This window comes from Actinoplanes sp. NPDC026619 (assembly GCF_040638295.1).
Lineage (GTDB): Bacteria > Actinomycetota > Actinomycetes > Mycobacteriales > Micromonosporaceae > Actinoplanes.
On record NZ_JBEZYA010000001.1, the window covers coordinates 1,102,414 to 1,120,091 of the forward strand.

At 70.8% G+C, this 17,678-nt stretch carries 17 protein-coding genes; 9 read left to right on the forward strand and 8 right to left on the reverse strand.

Annotated elements, in window-relative coordinates; translation table 11 throughout:
- Window positions 1-6: 6 nt before the first annotated feature.
- The 4 genes from AB0E90_RS05150 to AB0E90_RS05165 all read right to left on the reverse strand — a co-directional run bounded on the left by AB0E90_RS05150 (window position 7) and on the right by AB0E90_RS05165 (window position 4,076).
- Window positions 7-1,137: a glycosyltransferase family 4 protein gene (locus tag AB0E90_RS05150; protein ID WP_360399346.1), complete on the reverse strand. Its 1,131-nt coding sequence runs from the start codon at window positions 1,135-1,137 to the stop codon at window positions 7-9.
- The gene (locus tag AB0E90_RS05155) at window positions 1,137-2,393 is read right to left on the reverse strand and encodes a M48 family metallopeptidase (protein ID WP_360399349.1); all 1,257 of its coding nucleotides are present in this window, start codon (window positions 2,391-2,393) and stop codon (window positions 1,137-1,139) included. The genes AB0E90_RS05150 and AB0E90_RS05155 overlap by 1 nt, the downstream gene beginning before the upstream one ends.
- Window positions 2,394-2,412: 19 nt before the next feature.
- Window positions 2,413-2,634, reverse strand: coding sequence for a hypothetical protein (locus AB0E90_RS05160; RefSeq protein ID WP_360399352.1), 222 nt, complete (start codon window positions 2,632-2,634; stop codon window positions 2,413-2,415).
- Window positions 2,635-2,705: 71 nt separating this feature from the next.
- Window positions 2,706-4,076: an NYN domain-containing protein gene (locus tag AB0E90_RS05165; RefSeq protein WP_360399355.1), complete on the reverse strand. Its 1,371-nt coding sequence runs from the start codon at window positions 4,074-4,076 to the stop codon at window positions 2,706-2,708.
- Between the two features lie 104 nt (window positions 4,077-4,180).
- Here AB0E90_RS05165 and AB0E90_RS05170 point away from each other — a divergent pair, with 104 nt between their 5' ends.
- From AB0E90_RS05170 to AB0E90_RS05190, 5 genes are all read left to right on the forward strand, one after another.
- Entirely contained in the window at window positions 4,181-5,965 is a 1,785-nt protein-coding gene (locus AB0E90_RS05170) for a DEDD exonuclease domain-containing protein (protein ID WP_360399358.1), read from the forward strand.
- Window positions 5,966-6,073: 108 nt separating this feature from the next.
- Window positions 6,074-7,882 carry a RelA/SpoT family protein gene (locus AB0E90_RS05175; RefSeq protein WP_360399361.1) on the forward strand — a complete coding sequence of 603 codons (1,809 nt, stop codon included), beginning with the start codon at window positions 6,074-6,076 and terminating at the stop codon, window positions 7,880-7,882.
- Between the two features lie 31 nt (window positions 7,883-7,913).
- The gene (locus AB0E90_RS05180) at window positions 7,914-8,417 is read left to right on the forward strand and encodes an NUDIX domain-containing protein (RefSeq protein WP_360399364.1); all 504 of its coding nucleotides are present in this window, start codon (window positions 7,914-7,916) and stop codon (window positions 8,415-8,417) included.
- Entirely contained in the window at window positions 8,414-9,250 is an 837-nt protein-coding gene (locus tag AB0E90_RS05185; protein WP_360399367.1) for a sugar phosphate nucleotidyltransferase, read from the forward strand. Before AB0E90_RS05180 ends, AB0E90_RS05185 begins: the two co-directional genes overlap by 4 nt.
- Window positions 9,251-9,295: 45 nt before the next feature.
- Entirely contained in the window at window positions 9,296-9,583 is a 288-nt protein-coding gene (locus AB0E90_RS05190; RefSeq protein ID WP_360399369.1) for an Lrp/AsnC ligand binding domain-containing protein, read from the forward strand.
- Window positions 9,584-10,229: 646 nt separating this feature from the next.
- On the opposite strand, the gene AB0E90_RS05195 is transcribed toward AB0E90_RS05190, so the two are convergent.
- From AB0E90_RS05195 to AB0E90_RS05210, 4 genes are read right to left on the reverse strand one after another with little or no spacing between them, the layout of a single operon-like run.
- A complete protein-coding gene (locus tag AB0E90_RS05195) occupies window positions 10,230-11,840 on the reverse strand; it encodes a ubiquinol-cytochrome c reductase cytochrome b subunit (RefSeq protein ID WP_360399372.1) in 1,611 nt (536 codons plus the stop codon).
- Complete coding sequence (locus AB0E90_RS05200; RefSeq protein WP_360399375.1) at window positions 11,837-12,934, reverse strand: Rieske 2Fe-2S domain-containing protein; 1,098 nt, start codon at window positions 12,932-12,934, stop codon at window positions 11,837-11,839. The genes AB0E90_RS05195 and AB0E90_RS05200 overlap by 4 nt, the downstream gene beginning before the upstream one ends.
- Complete coding sequence (locus tag AB0E90_RS05205; protein WP_360399378.1) at window positions 12,931-13,788, reverse strand: c-type cytochrome; 858 nt, start codon at window positions 13,786-13,788, stop codon at window positions 12,931-12,933. Before AB0E90_RS05205 ends, AB0E90_RS05200 begins: the two co-directional genes overlap by 4 nt.
- A gap of 49 nt (window positions 13,789-13,837) precedes the next feature.
- Window positions 13,838-14,437 (reverse strand): heme-copper oxidase subunit III, encoded by a 600-nt coding sequence (locus tag AB0E90_RS05210; protein ID WP_360399381.1) that lies wholly within the window; start codon window positions 14,435-14,437, stop codon window positions 13,838-13,840.
- A gap of 107 nt (window positions 14,438-14,544) precedes the next feature.
- Between AB0E90_RS05210 and AB0E90_RS05215 the strand changes: the two genes are divergently transcribed.
- From AB0E90_RS05215 to AB0E90_RS05230, 4 genes are all read left to right on the forward strand, one after another.
- Entirely contained in the window at window positions 14,545-15,528 is a 984-nt protein-coding gene (locus tag AB0E90_RS05215; protein ID WP_360399384.1) for a cytochrome c oxidase assembly protein, read from the forward strand.
- A 100-nt stretch (window positions 15,529-15,628) separates the two neighbouring features.
- A complete protein-coding gene (locus AB0E90_RS05220; protein WP_360399387.1) occupies window positions 15,629-16,078 on the forward strand; it encodes a hypothetical protein in 450 nt (149 codons plus the stop codon).
- Between the two features lie 88 nt (window positions 16,079-16,166).
- Complete coding sequence (trpD, locus tag AB0E90_RS05225) at window positions 16,167-17,225, forward strand: anthranilate phosphoribosyltransferase (RefSeq protein ID WP_360399390.1); 1,059 nt, start codon at window positions 16,167-16,169, stop codon at window positions 17,223-17,225.
- A 112-nt stretch (window positions 17,226-17,337) separates the two neighbouring features.
- The gene (locus AB0E90_RS05230) at window positions 17,338-17,547 is read left to right on the forward strand and encodes a hypothetical protein (RefSeq protein ID WP_360399393.1); all 210 of its coding nucleotides are present in this window, start codon (window positions 17,338-17,340) and stop codon (window positions 17,545-17,547) included.
- The last annotated feature ends 131 nt before the right edge of the window (window positions 17,548-17,678 follow it).

Genomic DNA, 17,678 nt, shown 5'->3' on the forward strand with positions numbered 1-17,678 from the left:
CACTGATCACGAGTGGCTGTCGAGGAGGCGGGTCAGGCGGGCGGCCTGGGTTTCCCAGCGCCACTCCTGTTCCACCCAGGCGCGGCCCGCCTTGCCCATCGCCTTCGTCTTTTCCGGGTCGGCCAGCAGGTCGGTCAGGCGGGACGCCAGGGCCGGCACGTCGCGGCCGCCGACGACATAGCCCGTCTCGCCCTCGCGGACCGCGTCGGGGGCGCCGCCCGAGTCGCCGCCGACCACCGGCAGGCCGGTTGCCGAGGCTTCCAGGTAGACGATGCCGAGGCCTTCCACGTCGAGGCCGGCGGCGCGGGTGCGGCACGGCATGGCGTAGACGTCGCCGGCCGCGTAGTGCTCCGGGAGTTCCGGCCACGGCACCGAGCCGGTGAAGACCACATCGGACTCGACGCCCTGGTCGCGGGCCAGGCGTTCCAGCTTGGTGCGGTAGGGGCCGCCGCTGACCAGCAGCAGCGCCGCGCCGGGGATGCGGCGGCGGACCGCGGGCAGGGCGCGGATCAGCATGTCCTGGCCCTTGCGGGGCACCAGGCGGGAGACGCAGACGATCACCGGACGGTCGGCGAGACCGTAGCGCCGGCGGACCGCCGAGCCGTCCACGCCGGGGTGGAACGCGTCGACATCGACGCCGGGGGCCAGCCGTTCCAGCGAGGTCAGGCCGTGCAGCGCGCGGTCGAGCCGGGTGCGCTGGTAGTCGCCGAGGTAGGTGATCACGTCGTTGCCGCGGGCGATGCGGCGCAGCGCGGTGCGGGCGCCGGGCAGCGCGGCCCAGCCGATCTCGTGGCCGTGGGTGATCGCGACCGCGCGGGTGATGCCGGCCCGGCGGCGCAGGCCCTCGGCGAGCAGGCCGAGCGGGGCGGCCGCGCCGAACCAGACCCGGTCGCAGCCGTGCGAACGAGCCAGCGAAGCGGCCCGTCGCGCCACCGCGGGGGTGGGCAGCAGCACGCCGGTCTGCTCGCGCACCACTTCGAACGGCTGCTCGGCGTCGAACGCCTCGGCTCCCTTCCAGGTCGAGGCGTAGACCACCACGTCGCCGGGCGGCTGGCGGACGGCCAGGTTGTGCACGAACTGCTGGATGCCACCGGGGCGGGGCGGGAAGTCGTTGGTGATGAGCAGGGTGCGGGCCATCAGCGCTCACCCCGGCCGTAGGCGCGGGCCGCAGCCATCCGCTCCACCGTGGACGGGTGTGAGGCGGAGTAAAGGTATTCCCAGGTGGGCGGGTCGGGGTCGGACAGGTTGACGGTGCCGAGGCGGCGCTGCATCGACTCGAACGTGGCCGGGTCGCCGGTCAGCACCAGCGCGTGCTCGTCGGCGCGGGCCTCGATGCGCCGGGACACGAACGCCTGCGCCGGGGCGGCCACGACGCCCACCAGCGAGACGACGGCCAGCAGCAGGCCGATCGCGCGTGGCTCGCCGATCGTGTCGACCCCGGCCAGCCGCAGCAGGCCGGCCCACGAGCCGAGAAGGTAGAGCGCGATCACCGCCACGGCCGTGCCGAGCGCGCCGAGGATCGTGCCGGTGAGCACGTCGTTGTCCTTGGCGTGGCCCAGCTCGTGGGCCACCACCGAGACGACCTCGCCGGGGGTGGCCTCGGTGATCATGGTGTCGTAGACGACGATGCGCCGGGTCGGGCCGATGCCGGACACGTAGGCGTTGACGGCCCGGGTGCGCCGGGACGCGTCAGCGATCAGCACGTCGCGCACCGGCACGCCGTCACGGTCGGCGAGCTCGATGAGCGAGGAGCGCAGCGGGCCGTCGGCCATCGGGGTGAACTTGTTGAACACCGGCTCGACCAGCACCGGCAGGATGAAGGACAGCAGCACGACCAGGACGGCCGCGCCGGCCGCCCCGAACGCCCACCACCAGCGTGGCGCGAAGTGGGTGACCGCGTAGAAACCGAGCAGCGCCACCGCCCCGATCACCGCGCCGACCGCCCACGACTTGAGCAGGTCGACCGTCCACCCGCCCCAGCTCTGGATGGAGATGCCGTAGCGGACCACGACGGTGTGCCGCCAGGCCGCGAACGGCAGCGTGACGACCTCGCCGGCGAGCGTGACGAGCAGGCCGCCGAGCAGGGCCTGGGCGATCCAGTTGCCGCCGAACGGCCGGCCGCCCTGGGTGACCAGCCAGGCGCCGAGCGGGGTGAGCCCGAGCGCCAGCGTGACCAGCAGGCCGATCGCCATCGCTCCGTATGACCCGGGGCGCAGCGCGGAGTGGAACTCGCGGGCCCGGGCGACCTGGTCGCGGGGGAGCTGGCCGAGCGCGGCGAGCTGGTCGGCACGCGGCGCGGGCGGCCGATGCCAGGGAATGGTCACGGCGGCGACGACGGCGAGGAGCACGAGCAGGACAACGAGCGTGCCGGCGGCCCAGGCTCGGGGAGTCATCGCGTCATCCTAGGGCTGATCACGCAACGTGCCGGTCGCGCCGGAACATGGGCACGACGACCGGCGGCTCGGGCGTCTCCAGCAACTCCACGTCGAAGCCGGCGAGCTCGAACGCCTCGATCGCCCGCAGCTCGGCGGGCATCAGGTCGGCGATCCCGTCGGGGGTGTCGATCAGCGCGCTGACCAGGCAACCCCGGCACTCGCCGGACCGGCCGGCGCAGCGACCGCAGTCGATGATCATCACTCCTCCTCACCCGGGTGGCTTGACCACCATCGGTGACCGTCACGCTAGGCGAGGGGTACGACAAAAACTTAGGAGCGGGCGAGCCGGCGCAACAGCGAGTCGGCGCCCATCGGGTAGGCCCCGTGCCGCCGCACCCCGTCGGCGACCTCCCGGTCGGAGGAGATCACCACGATCGGCCGGCCGGCCGGCTCGGCCCGCACCAACTGCCGGATCAGCTCGTCGGCGGTGTCGCCCTTGCGGGAGAACAGCACCCGCACGCCCCGGGGCGCGGGCGGCAGCCCGTGAACCCGCTCGGCCCCGTCGAAGACCACGGTCACCTCGTCACCGGTCTGCGCCGCGATGCCGCCCAGCCCGGTGATGAGCCGTTTGCGCTGCTGCTCGAGGGACATCTCGGCGAAGCCACGCTTGGTCACGTTGTAGCCGTCGACGACCAGGTGCGCCCGGGGCAGGGCGAGCAGCTGGTCGAGGCGGCCGGGGTCGTCGGTGTCCTGGGCGCGGGCCCGGGACCGCTCGGGCGAGCCGGGCCGGTCGGCAGCGGCGTCGGCCACGAAGTCGGCCGGCGTCTTGTCGGACGGGCCGAGGGCGAGCTCGCGGCGCAGGCCGGAAGCGGCCTGCCCGATGGTCTCGATGAGCAGCCAGAGCCGGGCGTCGTCGGCGGCCCGGGCGTCCTTGGTGGCCTGCTTGCCGGTCGCGGCCAGGGTCTCCGCCTCGGACAGCCGGGTCTTCAGGCGGCGGACCTCGGCATCGTGATCGGCCGCGATCCGCGACGCGCGGCCCTTCTCCGTGGCCAGCAGGTCGCTCGCGCGTTTCTGGGCGGCCTGCGACTCGCGCAGGGCCCGGGACGTCGACCGCGCCTCCTCGCGCAGTTGTCCCAGCTCCTCGCGAACCCGGGCCAGCTCGTCGCGCAGCTTGTCGGCCTCGACCTTGGCGACCGCCCGGTCGTGCTCGGCGCGGGCCACCCGGTGCTCGGCGTCGCGGATCTGACCGGCGATGGCGGCGCTGTCGGCTTCGGCCCGGACCGCGTCGCCGGCGCCCTCGATCAGCTCCCGCCACCCCTCCGGGCGGACGAGGTAGGCCAGGGCCGCGACCTCGATCGGGTCGGCGGCGGCCGGCGCCACGCCGGACGCGACGGCGGCGCCGAGATCGCCGGCGTCGGTGACGATCCGCCCACTGATGCGCTGGCGGAAGAGCGGGTCGCTGGTCAGTTGCGAGGCGATCTCGCGGCCGCCCAGGCGGGCCCGGCGATTGGGCGCGAACCGGGCGACCCGGCGTAACGCCACCGGGATCTCCTCGCCGGGCAGGCCAGGCAGGGCCGCGGCGGTGAGCGCGGTGATCCGCTGACGGACCGGTTCGGGAAGAATTGGTTCCGGGGCAAACTCCGCATCCGGGACACCGGCCTCCTCCTCAGGGAGGTCGTCGGGAAGCGAAGGCTCGGACATCTACCCATTCTCCCACCGTGGGGTGCAGAAAAGCTTGTCGAAGCAAGTGATCTTTTCCGGCCAGCCGGCGGTTTCTGTCGTACCCCCTCTCTAATCTCCCCGCCGTGGCACAACCCGCATATGTCCAGGGCACTCTGGACACGCTGATGTCCGATCCGGCGGCGCTCTCGCTGGCCGAGACGACGTTCGTCGTGCTCGACCTGGAAACCACCGGGGGCGCGGCCGACGGCGGCGGCGTGACCGAGATCGGGGCGGTCAAGGTCCGCGGCGGGGTGGAGCAGGGCATCTTCGCGACGCTGGTCAACCCGGGTGAGCGCATCCCGGCGTTCATCACCGTCCTGACCGGCATCACCGACGCCATGCTGGCCCCGGCCCCGCCGATCGAGCAGGTGCTGCCCAGCCTGCTCGAGTTCCTGCGCGGGTCGGTGCTGGTGGCGCACAACGCGCCCTACGACGTCGGTTTCCTCAAGGCCGCCTGTGCCCGGCACGGCTATCAATGGCCGGCGCCCAAGGTGCTCGACACTGCGGCCGTGGCCCGCCGCGCGCTGACCCGCGACGAGGTGCCCAACCGCAAGCTGTCCACGCTCGCCCAGTTCTTCCACGCCGCCGTCACGCCCAATCACCGCGCCCTCGACGACGCCCGTGCCACCGTCGACGTGCTGCACGGCCTGATCGAGCGGCTGGGCAGCTTCAAGGTGCACACCCTGGGCGACGCCATCGAGTTCGCCAAGGCGGTCACGCCCACCCAGCGCCGCCAGCGGCACCTGGCCGACGGCCTGCCGCACGTCCCGGGGGTCTATGTGTTCCGAGCCGCCGACGACCGCCCGCTCTACGTCGGCACCTCGAAGGACATCGCCACCCGGGTGCGCAGCTATTTCACCGCCGGCGAGAAACGGGCCCGCATCTCCGAGATGCTCGGCGCCTCGACCCGGGTCGAGGCGCTCGAGTGCGCCCACTCGCTCGAGGCCGAGGTGCGCGAGCTGCGGCTGATCGCCGCGCACGCCCCGCCGTACAACCGCCGGTCGAAATATCCCGATCGGGTGGTCTGGCTGAAGCTGACCACCGAGGCCTGGCCGCGCCTGTCGGTGGTCCGCACGCTGGCCGACGACGGGGCGGCCTATCTCGGCCCGTTCTCCTCGCGGCGCACGGCCGAGCTGGCCGCCGCCGGGGTCTACGACGCGCTGCCGCTGCGCCAGTGCCGCCACACGCTGAGCGTCCGCACCCCGACGCCGGCCTGCGCCCTGGCCGAGCTGGGCCGCTGCCCGGCCCCCTGCGAGCACCGGATCACCCCGGAGCTCTATGCGGCGACCGCCGCCCTGCCGTTCCGCACCGCGATCCACGGCGACCCCGAGATCGTCGTCGCGGCGCTGATGGGCCGCATCGACGCCATGTCGGAGGGCCGGCGCTACGAGGAGGCCGCGGTCCTGCGTTCCCGGCTGATCGCCCTGCTCCGGGCCACCGTCCGGATGCAGCGACTGTCCGCGATCACCCGGCTGGCCGAGGTGGTCGCCGCCCGCCGGGACGGCATCGGAGGGTGGGAGATCGTGGTGGTCCGGCACGGCCGGCTCGCCGCGGCGGCCACCTCGCCGCCCCGGGAGCATCCTCGCCCGACCCTCGACATGGTGCGGCTGACCGCCGAGACGGTCCTACCCGGACCGGGTCCGGTGCCCGCCGCGACGGCCGAGGAGACCGAGCGGATCCTGGCCTGGCTCGAGCGGCCCGACACCCGCTTGGTGGAAACCTCCGGCGACTGGGTGTCACCGGTTCGTGGCGCGGCGCGCTTCACTACCCTGCTCAACCGGGCAGAAGCCGCAGCTTCGGGGAAAGACTCGGCCGTTCGCTCATCGGTAACTGACCGTTCGGATGACGCTCGCTCGCTTAGGCTGTAAGGCAAGTGGAATCACCCGGCTCGGTTCGGGCGACTTCACGGCGATTTGCCAGGCGGATCGCTCGGCGGCTTCCAGCCGACGGGCGGCCGAGCGGTGAGGGGGTGTCCAGTGGACGTCGACGCCGGCCACGGCGCCGCCCTTGGACGTGCCCTCCCCACGCAAGCGCCCGCCAAAGACGCCTCGCCCAAAGACACCAGCCTGAGCAAGCGGCTGCGATCGTTCCTGAGCTTCCCGGGTGGCGACGACGACCCGGTCGCCCGGCTGACCAAGACGCACCGCGGCATCCACCCCTCCGCCGATCCCGGCGTGCTGCGCCGCGGCTATGCCATCGCGGAAAACATGCACCGCGGCCAGATGCGCAAGTCCGGCGACCCGTACATCACGCATCCGCTGGCGGTCGCGCAGATCTGCGCCGAGCTCGGCATGGACACCACCACCCTGGTCGCGGCCCTGCTGCACGACACGGTGGAGGACACCAGCTACACCCTGGAGGCGCTGCACAGCGACTTCGGCCCCGAGGTGACCCACCTGGTCGACGGGGTGACCAAGTTCGACAAGGCGTTCTACGGCAAGGCGGCCGAGGCCGAGACCATCCGCAAGATGATCGTCGCCGCCGGCAAGGACGTCCGGGTGCTGGTGATCAAGCTCGCCGACCGGCTGCACAACATGCGCACGCTCGACGCCCGCTCCCCCGCGAGCCGCGCCCGGATCGCCACCGCGACCCTCGACGTGCTGGTCCCGCTCTGTGACCGGCTCGGCATCCAGGCCCTCAAGCGCGACCTCGACGACGTGGTGCTCTACCACCTCGAGCCGGATTCCTACGCGCGCATCGACGACCACGTGCAAAATCGCCCGGGCTGGCAGGAATACCTGGCCGACGTCAGCGCCAAGGCCCGCTCGGCCCTGCGACGCCAGCGGGTGACCGCCGAGGTCAAGGTCCGGCCCCGGCACTACTACTCGATCTGGAAGGACACGGTCGCCGGCGGCCACGCCGTCCCGTTCGACCTGCCGCGCATCGCGGTGATCGTCGACGGCCCGCCCACCGACTGTTACGCCGCGCTCGGCGCCATCCACGGCCAGTGGCGCCCGGTGGCCGGCCGCTTCAAGGACTTCATCGCCTCGCCGAAGAACAACCTCTACCGGTCGCTGCACACGACCGTGACCGGCCCCGACGGCCGCCTGGTCGAGGTGCTGATCCGCACCGAGGAGATGCACCGCTATTCGGAGTTCGGCGTGGCCACCACGTACAGATACCCGAAGAGCGAGGCCTCCGATCCGTCCGGCGCCGACCAGCTCTCCTGGCTGAAGCGGGTGCTCGACTGGCAGCAGGACACCACCGACGCCGCCCAGTTCCTCGCCTCGCTGCGCTGTGACCTCGCCGAGGGCCAGATCACGGTCTTCGCCCACGGCCAGGCGTTCGAGCTGCCCAGCGCCTCCACCCCGGTCGACCTGGCCTACGAGCTGAGCCCCGACACCGGTGACCAGTGCCTGGCCGCGACGATCAACGGCCGGCTCGCCCCGCTCAGCTCGCCGCTGCGCGACGGCGACGTCGTCGAGATCTTCTCCGAGGCCGACGATCACTTCGAGGTGGAGCCCAACGCCCCGCGCGGGCCCCGCCGGGAATGGCTCGGCTTCGTCAAGTCCAGCCAGGCCCAGATGCAGATCAACCGCTACTTCGACGAGAAGAACGAGCCCGGCATGAGCATCGCCGACAAGGTGAAGCTCGGCCGGGCCACGATCGGGCTGACCCTGCGCAAGCACGACCGGGGCCTGGCCAGCGAGGTGCCGCTGCGCCGGCTGGCCGAGGAGCTGGGCTACCCCGACCTCGAGACCATGCTGGTCGCGGTGTGCGAGCGCAACCTCGAACCGGACGCGGTCGTCGAGCAGCTGATCGCCCTGGTCGACCACCCCGACTGAGCTCACAGCCGGCCCCGATAGCCTTGCTGACGTGAATCTCCCTCGGCGAGTGCGCGGCTTCGCGTACCAGACGTTCTATGGCTTGCCGAGTTCCGTGCGCCGTCGCGTCGCCCGGATGGTCGCGCCGAAATTCCTCGTCGGCGCCGTGACCGTGCTCAGCGACTCGGAGGCCGAGGAGCCCGGGCGGCTGCTCCTGCTGCGCCAGCCGAAGCACCACGGCTGGGGCCTGCCCGCCGGCCTGCTGAAGAAAAACGAGCACCCGGTGGCCGGCGCGGCCCGCGAGCTCTTCGAGGAGACCGGGGTCCGCATCCACCCCGACGACATGACCGCCGGCAATCCGAACGCGATCGTCCACGTCGTCGGCGTGGTCGACACGATCTTCTTCGCGTCGGTCCCGGCGTCGGTCACCACCCTGCGGGTGGACGGCGGCGAGGTCCTCGAGGCGGCCTGGTTCCCGGTCGACGACCTGCCCCACCTCACGGTCAACACGGCCCTGCTGCTCGGCCAGTACGGCATCGGTCCGCGCGCCAAGTGAAAGCCCCCGTCTGCGGCCTCATCCTGGCGGCCGGCGAAGGGCAGCGGCTGCGCCCGCTGACCGAACTGCTGCCCAAGGCCCTCTGCCCGGTCGGCAACGTCCCCCTCCTCGACCGCGCCCTGGCCCGCCTGGCCGGCCTGGGCCTGACCGGCCCCGAATCGGCCGCGGTCAACGCGGCCTACCTGGCCGATCAGGTCGTCCGGCACGTTGCGGACCGGGCGCACCTCTCGGTGGAGCCGGACGGCCCGCTCGGCACCTCCGGCGGCGTCGCCCGCCTCCGGCCCTGGATCGACGGCCGGGGCATCCTGGTCGGCAACGCCGACGGTTACCTCGCCGACCCGGCCCGCGGGCCCGGCAAGGACATCGCGGCCATCCTGGAGGGCTGGTCCGGCGAGACGGTCCGGATGCTGACGAAACCGTGCCGCCCCGGCGAGACCGGCGGCTTCTCCGGCCACCGCTTCGCCGGCTTCTCGCTGATCCCCTGGCGCTACGTCCGCGACCTCCCCGAGGGCGACGGCAGCCTGGTCCGCCTGGTCTGGCGCCCGGCGGAGGAGGCGGGCGAGCTGGAGCTGATCAGCTTCGGGGGCACCTACATCGACACCGGCACCCCCGCCGACTACCTCAGAGCCAATCTCCACGCCGCGAACCACGGCAGCCTCATCGACCCCACCGCGGAGATCACCGCACCCGTCCACGACTCGGTGATCGGCCCGCGCGCCCGCATCCACGGCCCGGCGACCAGATGCGTGGTCTGGCCCGGCGCCGAGATCTCCGCCGGCGAAGACCTCACCGACGTGATCCGTGGCCCCGGCCTGACCGTCAGCGGCCGATAGCATGGTCACGAACAATTCCCGCTCTCATCGTCGAGGAGCCTCCAGGTGAACACCGCGATCGTGCACATCGACTGCGCCACCGACTCGATCCCCGAGGTCGCCGAGGCCCTGGCCGCGCTGGACGGCGTCAGCGAGGTCTACTCGGTCGCCGGCAACGTCGACCTGATCGCCATCGTCCGGGTCCCCGCCTTCGACGACATCGCCGAGGTGATCGCCGGCAAGATCTCGAAAACCCCCGGCGTGCTGAACACCGAGTCGCACATCGCCTTCCGCGCCTACTCGAAACACGACCTCGAGGACGCTTTCGCCATCGGCCTCCCCGACGCCGACTGACAAGCCTTTGTAAATACGGCGTAGCACAGGTCCCGCCGTCACGGCCCCGCCCCGTCGCCGCTCACCCTCCGCGCGCCCGCTGCGGGCGGCCCGGCCCACCAGCCGGGCCTCCGGCCCGAACCACTCCCGATCTTGGCAACTTCACGCCCACCGTCAGACCCCAAATCCCCAAGATCGCGCAACGGTCCCGCAGCCAGGCCCCCTCGCACCCCGATCTTGGTGACTTCGCGCTCCCACCAAGCCCCAAATCCCCAAGATCGCGCAGTGACCCGCCGCCAGGCCCCCCTCGGGGCCCGATCTTGGTGACTTCGCGCTCGCCGTCAGACCCCAAATCCCCAAGATCGCGCAGTGACCCGCCGCCAGGCCCCCTCGGGGCCCGATCTTGGTGACTTCGCGCTCGCCGTCAGACCCCAAATCCCCAAGATCGCGCGTCGGGTGGGCCGGAGCCGGGCCGCGCCGGGCCGGGGCCGCGCCGCGCCGGGGCCGGGCTGGGGTGAAGGCTGGTGGGCCGGGCCCGCCCGGCGGTGGGGCGCGGAGGGTGGGTGGCGGCGGGGCGGGGCTGAGTGGGCGGGGCTTGTCCGCGGCGTACATCTGGGAAAGCGGAAGGGGCCCGCCGAAGCGGACCCCCACCGGTTTGCTCTTGGCCTCAGTGGCCGGATGTTACTTCCTCGCGCTTGTCCGCTCCGGTGACCGGCGGGACGGCCGGCGAGACCGGGGCCTCGGCCGGCTTCTCGACCGGGAAGAAGAAGCCCTTGATGGCGGGGGCCAGGGCGCCCACGCGGTTCATCTTCTTCGGGACCACCCAGCCGCCGTATTCCAGCGGGATCGGGTGGCCGTGGTCGTCGACCGGGCCGAGCGGCTGGTGGACCTCCATGAACTGGCCGTTCGGGAGGCGGCGGATGATGCCGGTCTCCACGCCGTGGGCCAGGACCTCGCGGTCGTGCTGCTGGAGACCCAGGCAGATGCGGACCGAGACGTAGTAGGCCAGCGGCGGCAGGACCAGCAGGCCGATGCGGCCGGCCCAGGTCATCGCGTTCAGGCTGATGTGGAACTTGTCGGCGATCACGTCGTTGCCGCCGGAGAGCGTCGCCACCATGAAGAACGACAGCGACATCGCGCCGATGCCGACCCGCTCCGGGTTGTCGCGCGGACGCTGCAGCAGGTTGTGGATCTGCTTGTCCTTGAAACGCCGGGCCTCGATCCACGGATAGAACATCGGGACCGTGGTCAGCGCGCCGAGACCGACCACGGCGGGCCAGAACAGCGGCGGGATGCTGTAGTCACCGATGTAGATCTGCCAGTTCGGCATGAGCCGGACCAGGCCGTCCATGAACATGACGTACCAGTCGGGCTGCGAGGCCGAGGAGACCTCGGACGCGCGGTACGGGCCGAACAGCCAGATCGGGTTGATCTGGAACAGGCCGGCCATCAGCGCGACCGTGCCGAAGACGGCCATGAAGAAGCCGCCCTGCTTCAGCGCGTACCGCGGGAACATGCGCTCGCCGACCACGTTGGTGTTGGTCCGGCCCGGGCCCGGCCACTGGGTGTGCTTCTGCGCGAAGACCAGGCCCAGGTGGACGCTGATCAGGGCGAGCAGGCCACCGGGGATGAGCAGCACGTGGGCGATGTAGAACCGGCCGATGATCAGGTGGCCGGGGAACTCGCCGCCGAAGATCGACGCCGAGATCCAGGTGCCGACGACCGGGAGCGACAGCATGATCGCCGAGGCGATGCGGAGGCCGGTGCCGGAGAGGCCGTCGTCGGGAAGCGAGTAACCGGTGAAGCCGGCCAGGAAGCCCAGCAGGAACAGCACCACGCCGATCGCCCAGTTCGCCTCGCGCGGCTTGCGGAAGGCGCCGGTGAAGAAGATGCGGGCCATGTGCACGACGATCGACGCCATGAACAGCAGCGCCGCCCAGTGGTGCATCTGCCGCATGAACAGACCGCCGCGCACCTCGAAGGACAGGCGCAGGGACGACTCGTAGGCGGCCGACATCTCGGTGCCCCGAAGCGCCGAGTAGGGGCCGCCGTAGGCGACCTCCTTCATCGACGGGTCGAAGAAGAGGGTCAGGAACACACCGGTCAGGAGCAGGATGATGAACGAGAAGAGCGCGATCTCACCGAGCAGGAACGACCAGTGGTCGGGGAAGACCTTGTTGAGCAGCCCCCGCAGCGGGGTGGCCGCCTTGTAGCGCTCGTCCACCCCCTTGGCGAAGGTGATCGGCGCCTGCGCGAGATCAACTTTCTTGCGCTTCACGGCCGCTCCCAGAAGTCTGGTCCGACGGTGTCCTTGTAGTCGGACTTTGCCACGAAGTAACCTTCCTCGTCCACGCCCAGCGGCAGCATTGGCAGCCGCCGGGTGGCCGGGCCGAAGATCGGCTGCGCATTTCGCGTGATCATGAACTGCGACTGGTGGCACGGGCAGAGCAGACGGTTGGTCTGCTGCTCGTACAGGCTCGCCGGGCAGCCGGCGTGCGTGCAGATCTTCGAGTAGGCGACGTAGTCACCCCACATCGAATCCTTGTTGCGCGCGTCGGCGTTCGCGTTTTCCCTGGTGAGGGCGGCGTCGTCGGGGCGCAGGTGGATCAGCAGGGTCGGCGAGTCGGCCCACTCGTTGGTCGCGCCACCGGGGATGCCGGGGAAGACCGTCATCTGACCGCCGGTGCTGACGTCCTCGGGCCGGATCGGGCTGCCGTCGTCGCGGGTCAGCCGGACGATGTTGCCGCCGTTGTTTGCCTTGTTGAAGCCGGTGCTGAACATCATCGGCGGGTCGGCCTTGTGCGGATTTTCGATCAGTCCGCCGATGAGAGGCGCCGCGGCCGCCAGGCCGATCGGGGCCATGCCGATGGCGATGGCGCCCTTGAGCAGTGGCCGGCGCTGCACGCCCAGGCCGAGCTCGTCGGCCACGAAGGCCATCGTCTGGCCGGTGATGAGCTGCTCGTCGGCCGGCGACGCGCCGTTGTGCCGCTGCTGGATCGACACCTCGTGCGGCAGCAGCTTCTTGGCCCAGGCGAGGATCGCGAAGCCGACGCCGAACAGCGAGACCGCCAGCGAGATGCCGAGCAGCGGCGTGTAGTAGTCGCTCATCGTGTCGCCGAGCTCGAAGCGCCACGGCCACCAGATGTAGAAGCCGAGGAAGGCGAAGCCGCCGACGCCGGCGATCAGGAACAGCAGGGCGATGTTGCGCACCACGCGCTTCTCGGCCTTGCTGTTCTGACCGTGGAACTGGGACTCGTAGGTGACGATCTCGATCTCGTCACGCCGGGCGCCCTCTTTGACGATCTCGAACCGGCTCAGGCGCGGGTCGGAGACGTCGATCGGAGCGTCTGCCTCGTCGTGCACGGTCGTCATGACTTCCCCGCAATCCACAGCGTGGTGAAGACCAGGATCGTGATGCCCACCGCGAAGATCGCCAGACCCTCGGTCACCGGGCCGTAGCGACCCAGGTTGAACAGGCCACCCGGGTCCCGGTCCTGCTGGAGCTGAACGGTGACGTACGTGATGAGCTCGCGCTTCTGGTCGGGCGTGAGCTGGTTGTCACCGAAGACCGGCATGTTCTGCGGGCCGGTCAGCATGGCCGCGTAGAGCGTCTCGGCCGAGGCGTCGTGCAGGGCCGGCGCGAACTTGCCGGACGACAGCGCGCCGCCGCCGCCACCGAAGCCGTGGCAGGAGGTGCAGTTGACCCGGAACAGCTCGCCACCGCGGGCCAGCGCCTCGGGGTTCTCCTTCAGGTCCTCGGTGTACTTCGCGTCCGAGGGGAGCTGCGGGCCGCCGCCGAGCTCCTGGATGTACTGCCCCAGCTGCTTGGTCTGGGTCTTGTCGAACTGCGGCGTCTTCTCCTCGGCCTGGGCTTCCTGGCGGGTCATCGGCATGCGGCCGGTGCCCACCTGGAACTCCACCGATGCGGACCCGACGCCGATCAGGCTGGGACCCCGGCCGGTGACACCCTGCGCGTCGCGCCCGTGGCAGGTGATGCAGCTGTTGTCGTACAGCTGCTTGCCTTCCTGGGCGGTCGCCGAGAGCTGTGTGTTGTCCTCGGCGAACGCGCCGGGAGCGAACGCGGTGTATACGCCGCCGGCGAGCGCGAGCGCGGCGAGCATGCGCGCCGCCGCACCGAGACGCCGGCGCGCCCGGCTCGGCGCGGTGCGACGCCGGGCCAACACGCCCCGGAAACGCCACCTGCCGGCGGGGGATCCTGAAGTCATCAGCTGTGTCCCTCTGGTTTTTGACCTGAAACTCATGGACGTGCGGGCGTCACTGCAGCCAATAGATCATGGCAAACAGGGCGATCCACACGATGTCCACGAAGTGCCAGTAGTACGACACGACGATCGCGGACGTCGCCTGCGCCGGGGTGAACCGGCCCATGGTCGTACGGATCATGTAGACGATGAACGCGATCAGACCACCGGTCACGTGCAGGCCGTGGAACCCGGTGGTCAGGTAGAACATCGAGCCGTAGCCGTCGCCGTTGAGCTTGATGCCCTCGTGGACCAGGTTGCGGTACTCGTTCGCCTGGCCGAGCACGAAGATCAGGCCCATCACGAAGGTGATGGTGAACCAGCGCCGCAGCGCGAACACGTCACCCTTCTCCGCCGCGAAGACGCCGAGCTGGCAGGTGACCGAGGAGAGCACGAGGATCACCGTGAACGTCGTCGCGTACGGGAGCTTGAGCTCCGGCGTGTGCTCTCGCCACATGTCGTAGTCCGCCGCGCGGATCGAGAAGTACATGGCGAACAACGCCGCGAAGAACATGAGTTCGCTGGAGAGCCACACGATCGTGCCGACACTGACCATGTTCGGTCGGGTCAGCGAGTGGATCCTGCTCTTGTCGATGGCTGGGGCCGCTGTCACGAGGCTCATTATTGCCCCGCGATCAGTCCAACGTGCCGCGGGGGGCGGAATCCGGCACGTGTCGCCGCCCGGAGTAACGTCCGCCGACGCCAAAGGCCTAGCCTCAGGTGGTGCAGCTAGCCGAAACGCCAACGTGGTTGGCCTCAGGCGGGGATACTGTCCTTCCGCCGTTCACCGCGGCGTCCATCTTCACCAAGATCGACCTGACCAGCCTCATCGCGCTGTTCCTGCTGATCGCGGCGGCTCTTTACGGGTACGGCGTCTATCAGCTCCGGATGCGCGGTGATCGATGGCCGGCGGGGCGGACGGTGGCGTTCGTCGCCGGTGGACTGGGCTCGATCGCGGCGGTCTCGATCAGCGGCGTCGAGGCCTACGACACGACCCTGCTCTCCGTGCACATGGTCCAGCACATGGTGCTGTCGATGGTAGGGCCGATCTTCCTGGCTCTCGGCGCCCCGGTGACCCTTGCGCTGCGCACGCTGCACGGTCCGCCACGCAGGACGCTGCTCGCCGTCATCCACAGCCGGTACGTGAAGGTTCTGACGTTTCCGCTGGTCGCGTTCGGAATCTTCGTGGCGAACCCGTTCATCCTCTACTTCACCGGCCTCTACCGGCAGACCCTCGAGCACGCCTGGCTGCACGAGCTGGTCCACGTGCACTTCATCGTCACCGGCTGCCTGTTCTTCTGGCCGCTGCTGGGCCTGGACCCGCTGCCCAACCGCTGGCCGTACCCGGGCCGCGCCCTGCTGATGACGCTGTCGGTGCCGTTCCACACGGTGCTCGGGCTGACCATCATGCAGAGCAAGACGCTGCTGGGCGGCGACTTCTACCCGAACCTGCACCTGACCTGGGCGGATCCGTGGAACGACCAGGTCACGGCGGGCGGCATCCTGTGGGCCGGGGGCGAGATCGTGAGCGTCACGATGCTCGGCATCCTGGTCATGCAATGGATCAAGCAGTCCGAACGGGAGGCGCGGCGGATCGACCGGGCGCTGGACCGGGCCGAGGCGGAAGAGGCCGCCCGGCTGGCAAATGCCAACAAGATCACATCTGGGTCACCCCCGGTCGGACCACGGCCCGACGGCGAATAACGCTGTTCGGTACGATCAGCTCGCACCTACGACGACGTGAACCGGGGCCCCGTCCGACCGCCCCACCGCCACCCTTGACCGGACTGAAGGCAGATCTGAGATGAGCGACGCACAGGCGACTCCGGGACCGGACACTTACGCGGTCCTGCTCTACAGCGACGACATCGCGGTCCGCGACCGGATCCGGATGGCGATCGGCACCCGCCCCGCGATCGACCTCAAGGTCGAGTTCGTCGACGCCGCCACCTGGGAGGAGTGCCGCATCCTCCTGGACAAGTACGAGATCGATCTGATGGTCCTCGACGGCGAGGCGGCGCCCGCCGGCGGCCTGGGCATCGCCCGGCAGACCAAGGACGAGTACGCCACTCCCCCGCCCGTCTGCGTCGTGCTGGCCCGGGCCGCCGACCGCTGGCTGGCGGCCTACGCACAGGTCGACCAGACCCTGATCTACCCGCTCGACCCGGTCACCACCGGCCAGACGGTCGCCGCCATGCTGCGGGACCGCCGCAACGGCGTCGTTCCGCTGGGCACCCTCGGTCAGCTCGGCTGATTCGCTCCTTACCAGCCGACGACTCCAACCGACGACTCCAACCGACGACCCCGACCGACGACCCCGTACCCCCGACGGAGGCCCCGCCATGGGCGCACGTACCTGGCCCAATCTGACCAGCGCCCTGCTCCGCGGCGAGGAGCTCGCCGGCGCCGACACGGCCTGGGCGATGGGCGAGATCATGGCGGGCAACGCCACCCCGGTGCAGATCTCCGGGTTCGCGATCGCGCTGCGCGCCAAGGGCGAGACGCCCGCCGAGCTGGCCGGCCTGGTCGAGGCGATGCTGGCCGCCGCCACCCTGGTCGAGCTGCCGGAGAAGACCCGCACCGACGCGGTCGACGTGGTCGGCACCGGCGGCGACCGGGCCAACACGGTCAACATCTCCACGATGGCCGCGATCGTCACGGCCGCGGCCGGCGTCACCGTGGTCAAGCACGGCAACCGCTCGGCCTCCTCCTCGACCGGCACCGCCGACCTGCTCGAGCACTTCGGCATCCCGCTCGACCTGGGCCCGGCGGGCGTGGCCCGCACGGTCAGCGAGGCCGGTATCGGCTTCTGCTTCGCGGCCCGCTTCCACCCCGGCATGCGGCACGCCGCGGTGACCCGGCGCGAGCTGGGTGTGCCCACGTTCTTCAACGTGCTCGGCCCGCTGACCAACCCGGCCCGGCCGACCGCGGCCATGGTCGGCTGCTTCGACCTGCGGATGGCGCCGGTGATGGCGGCCGTGTTCGCCGGGCGCGGCGACTCGGCGCTGGTGGTGCGGGGCGAGGACGGTCTCGACGAGTTCACCACCGCGGCCCCGACCCGGGTGTGGAAGTCGAGCGGCGGCGTCGTCGAGGAGCTGGTGCTCGACTCGGTGGAGCTGGGGCTGCCCCGCAGCGAGCCGGCCGATCTGCGCGGCGACGACGTGGTGTTCAACGCCGAGGTGGCGCATCGCACGTTCGGCGGCGAGAAGGGCCCGGTGCGCGATGCCGTGGTCCTCAACGTCGCGGCGGCCTTCGCTGCTCACGGGGGCTTCCCCGGCGACCTGAGAGACACGCTGCGGGCCGGAATCGCCCGCGCCCAGGAGACGATCGACTCCGGCGCCGCGACCGCTCAGCTGGCCCGCTGGGTGACAGCCGCGCAGGCCGCCAAAGCCGCGGAGTAGGCAAATACACAGCGGACACGCCGCCGCTAATGCTCCGTAATGCCGGATTTTCGTGGCAGCGTCTGAATCACATTCGGGTAATTCCACCTTCCGGTGAAGAGAGGAGCCACCCGTGTCGGAACGTGAGCTGCGCTGCGTCATCTGTGACGGCGACATGCTGTTCGAGGTGCCGCCCTGCCCGGACGACCACGACGACTGCCCCGAGCTCGTCTGCACCCGCTGCGGCGCCGCGGAGGTCGTGGCCCCCATTGTGGTCCATCTGTGGTGGAAGAAGCCGCATCCTCAGGCTCTCCCGGTTCCCCATCAGCGCCGGGCTGCCTGACCTGGTTGGGCTGGTTGCACACGGCTGCTGAGCTTGATGGCTTCGCTTCGCTCAGCGGGCGCGGTCGCCTTAACGTCAATGAGTTGAGCCCGGTTTTCAACGTCGCACACCCCGCGACGTTGAAAACCGGG

Coding starts and splice junctions, on each gene's coding strand:
- AB0E90_RS05150 (WP_360399346.1), bottom strand. CDS start 1,137: ATGGCCCGCACCCTGCTCATCACCAACGACTTCCCGCCCCGCCCCGGT.
- AB0E90_RS05155 (WP_360399349.1), bottom strand. CDS start 2,393: ATGACTCCCCGAGCCTGGGCCGCCGGCACGCTCGTTGTCCTGCTCGTG.
- AB0E90_RS05160 (WP_360399352.1), bottom strand. CDS start 2,634: ATGATCATCGACTGCGGTCGCTGCGCCGGCCGGTCCGGCGAGTGCCGG.
- AB0E90_RS05165 (WP_360399355.1), bottom strand. CDS start 4,076: ATGTCCGAGCCTTCGCTTCCCGACGACCTCCCTGAGGAGGAGGCCGGT.
- AB0E90_RS05200 (WP_360399375.1), bottom strand. CDS start 12,934: ATGACGACCGTGCACGACGAGGCAGACGCTCCGATCGACGTCTCCGAC.
- AB0E90_RS05205 (WP_360399378.1), bottom strand. CDS start 13,788: ATGACTTCAGGATCCCCCGCCGGCAGGTGGCGTTTCCGGGGCGTGTTG.
- AB0E90_RS05220 (WP_360399387.1), top strand. CDS start 15,629: ATGAGCGACGCACAGGCGACTCCGGGACCGGACACTTACGCGGTCCTG.
- trpD (WP_360399390.1), top strand. CDS start 16,167: ATGGGCGCACGTACCTGGCCCAATCTGACCAGCGCCCTGCTCCGCGGC.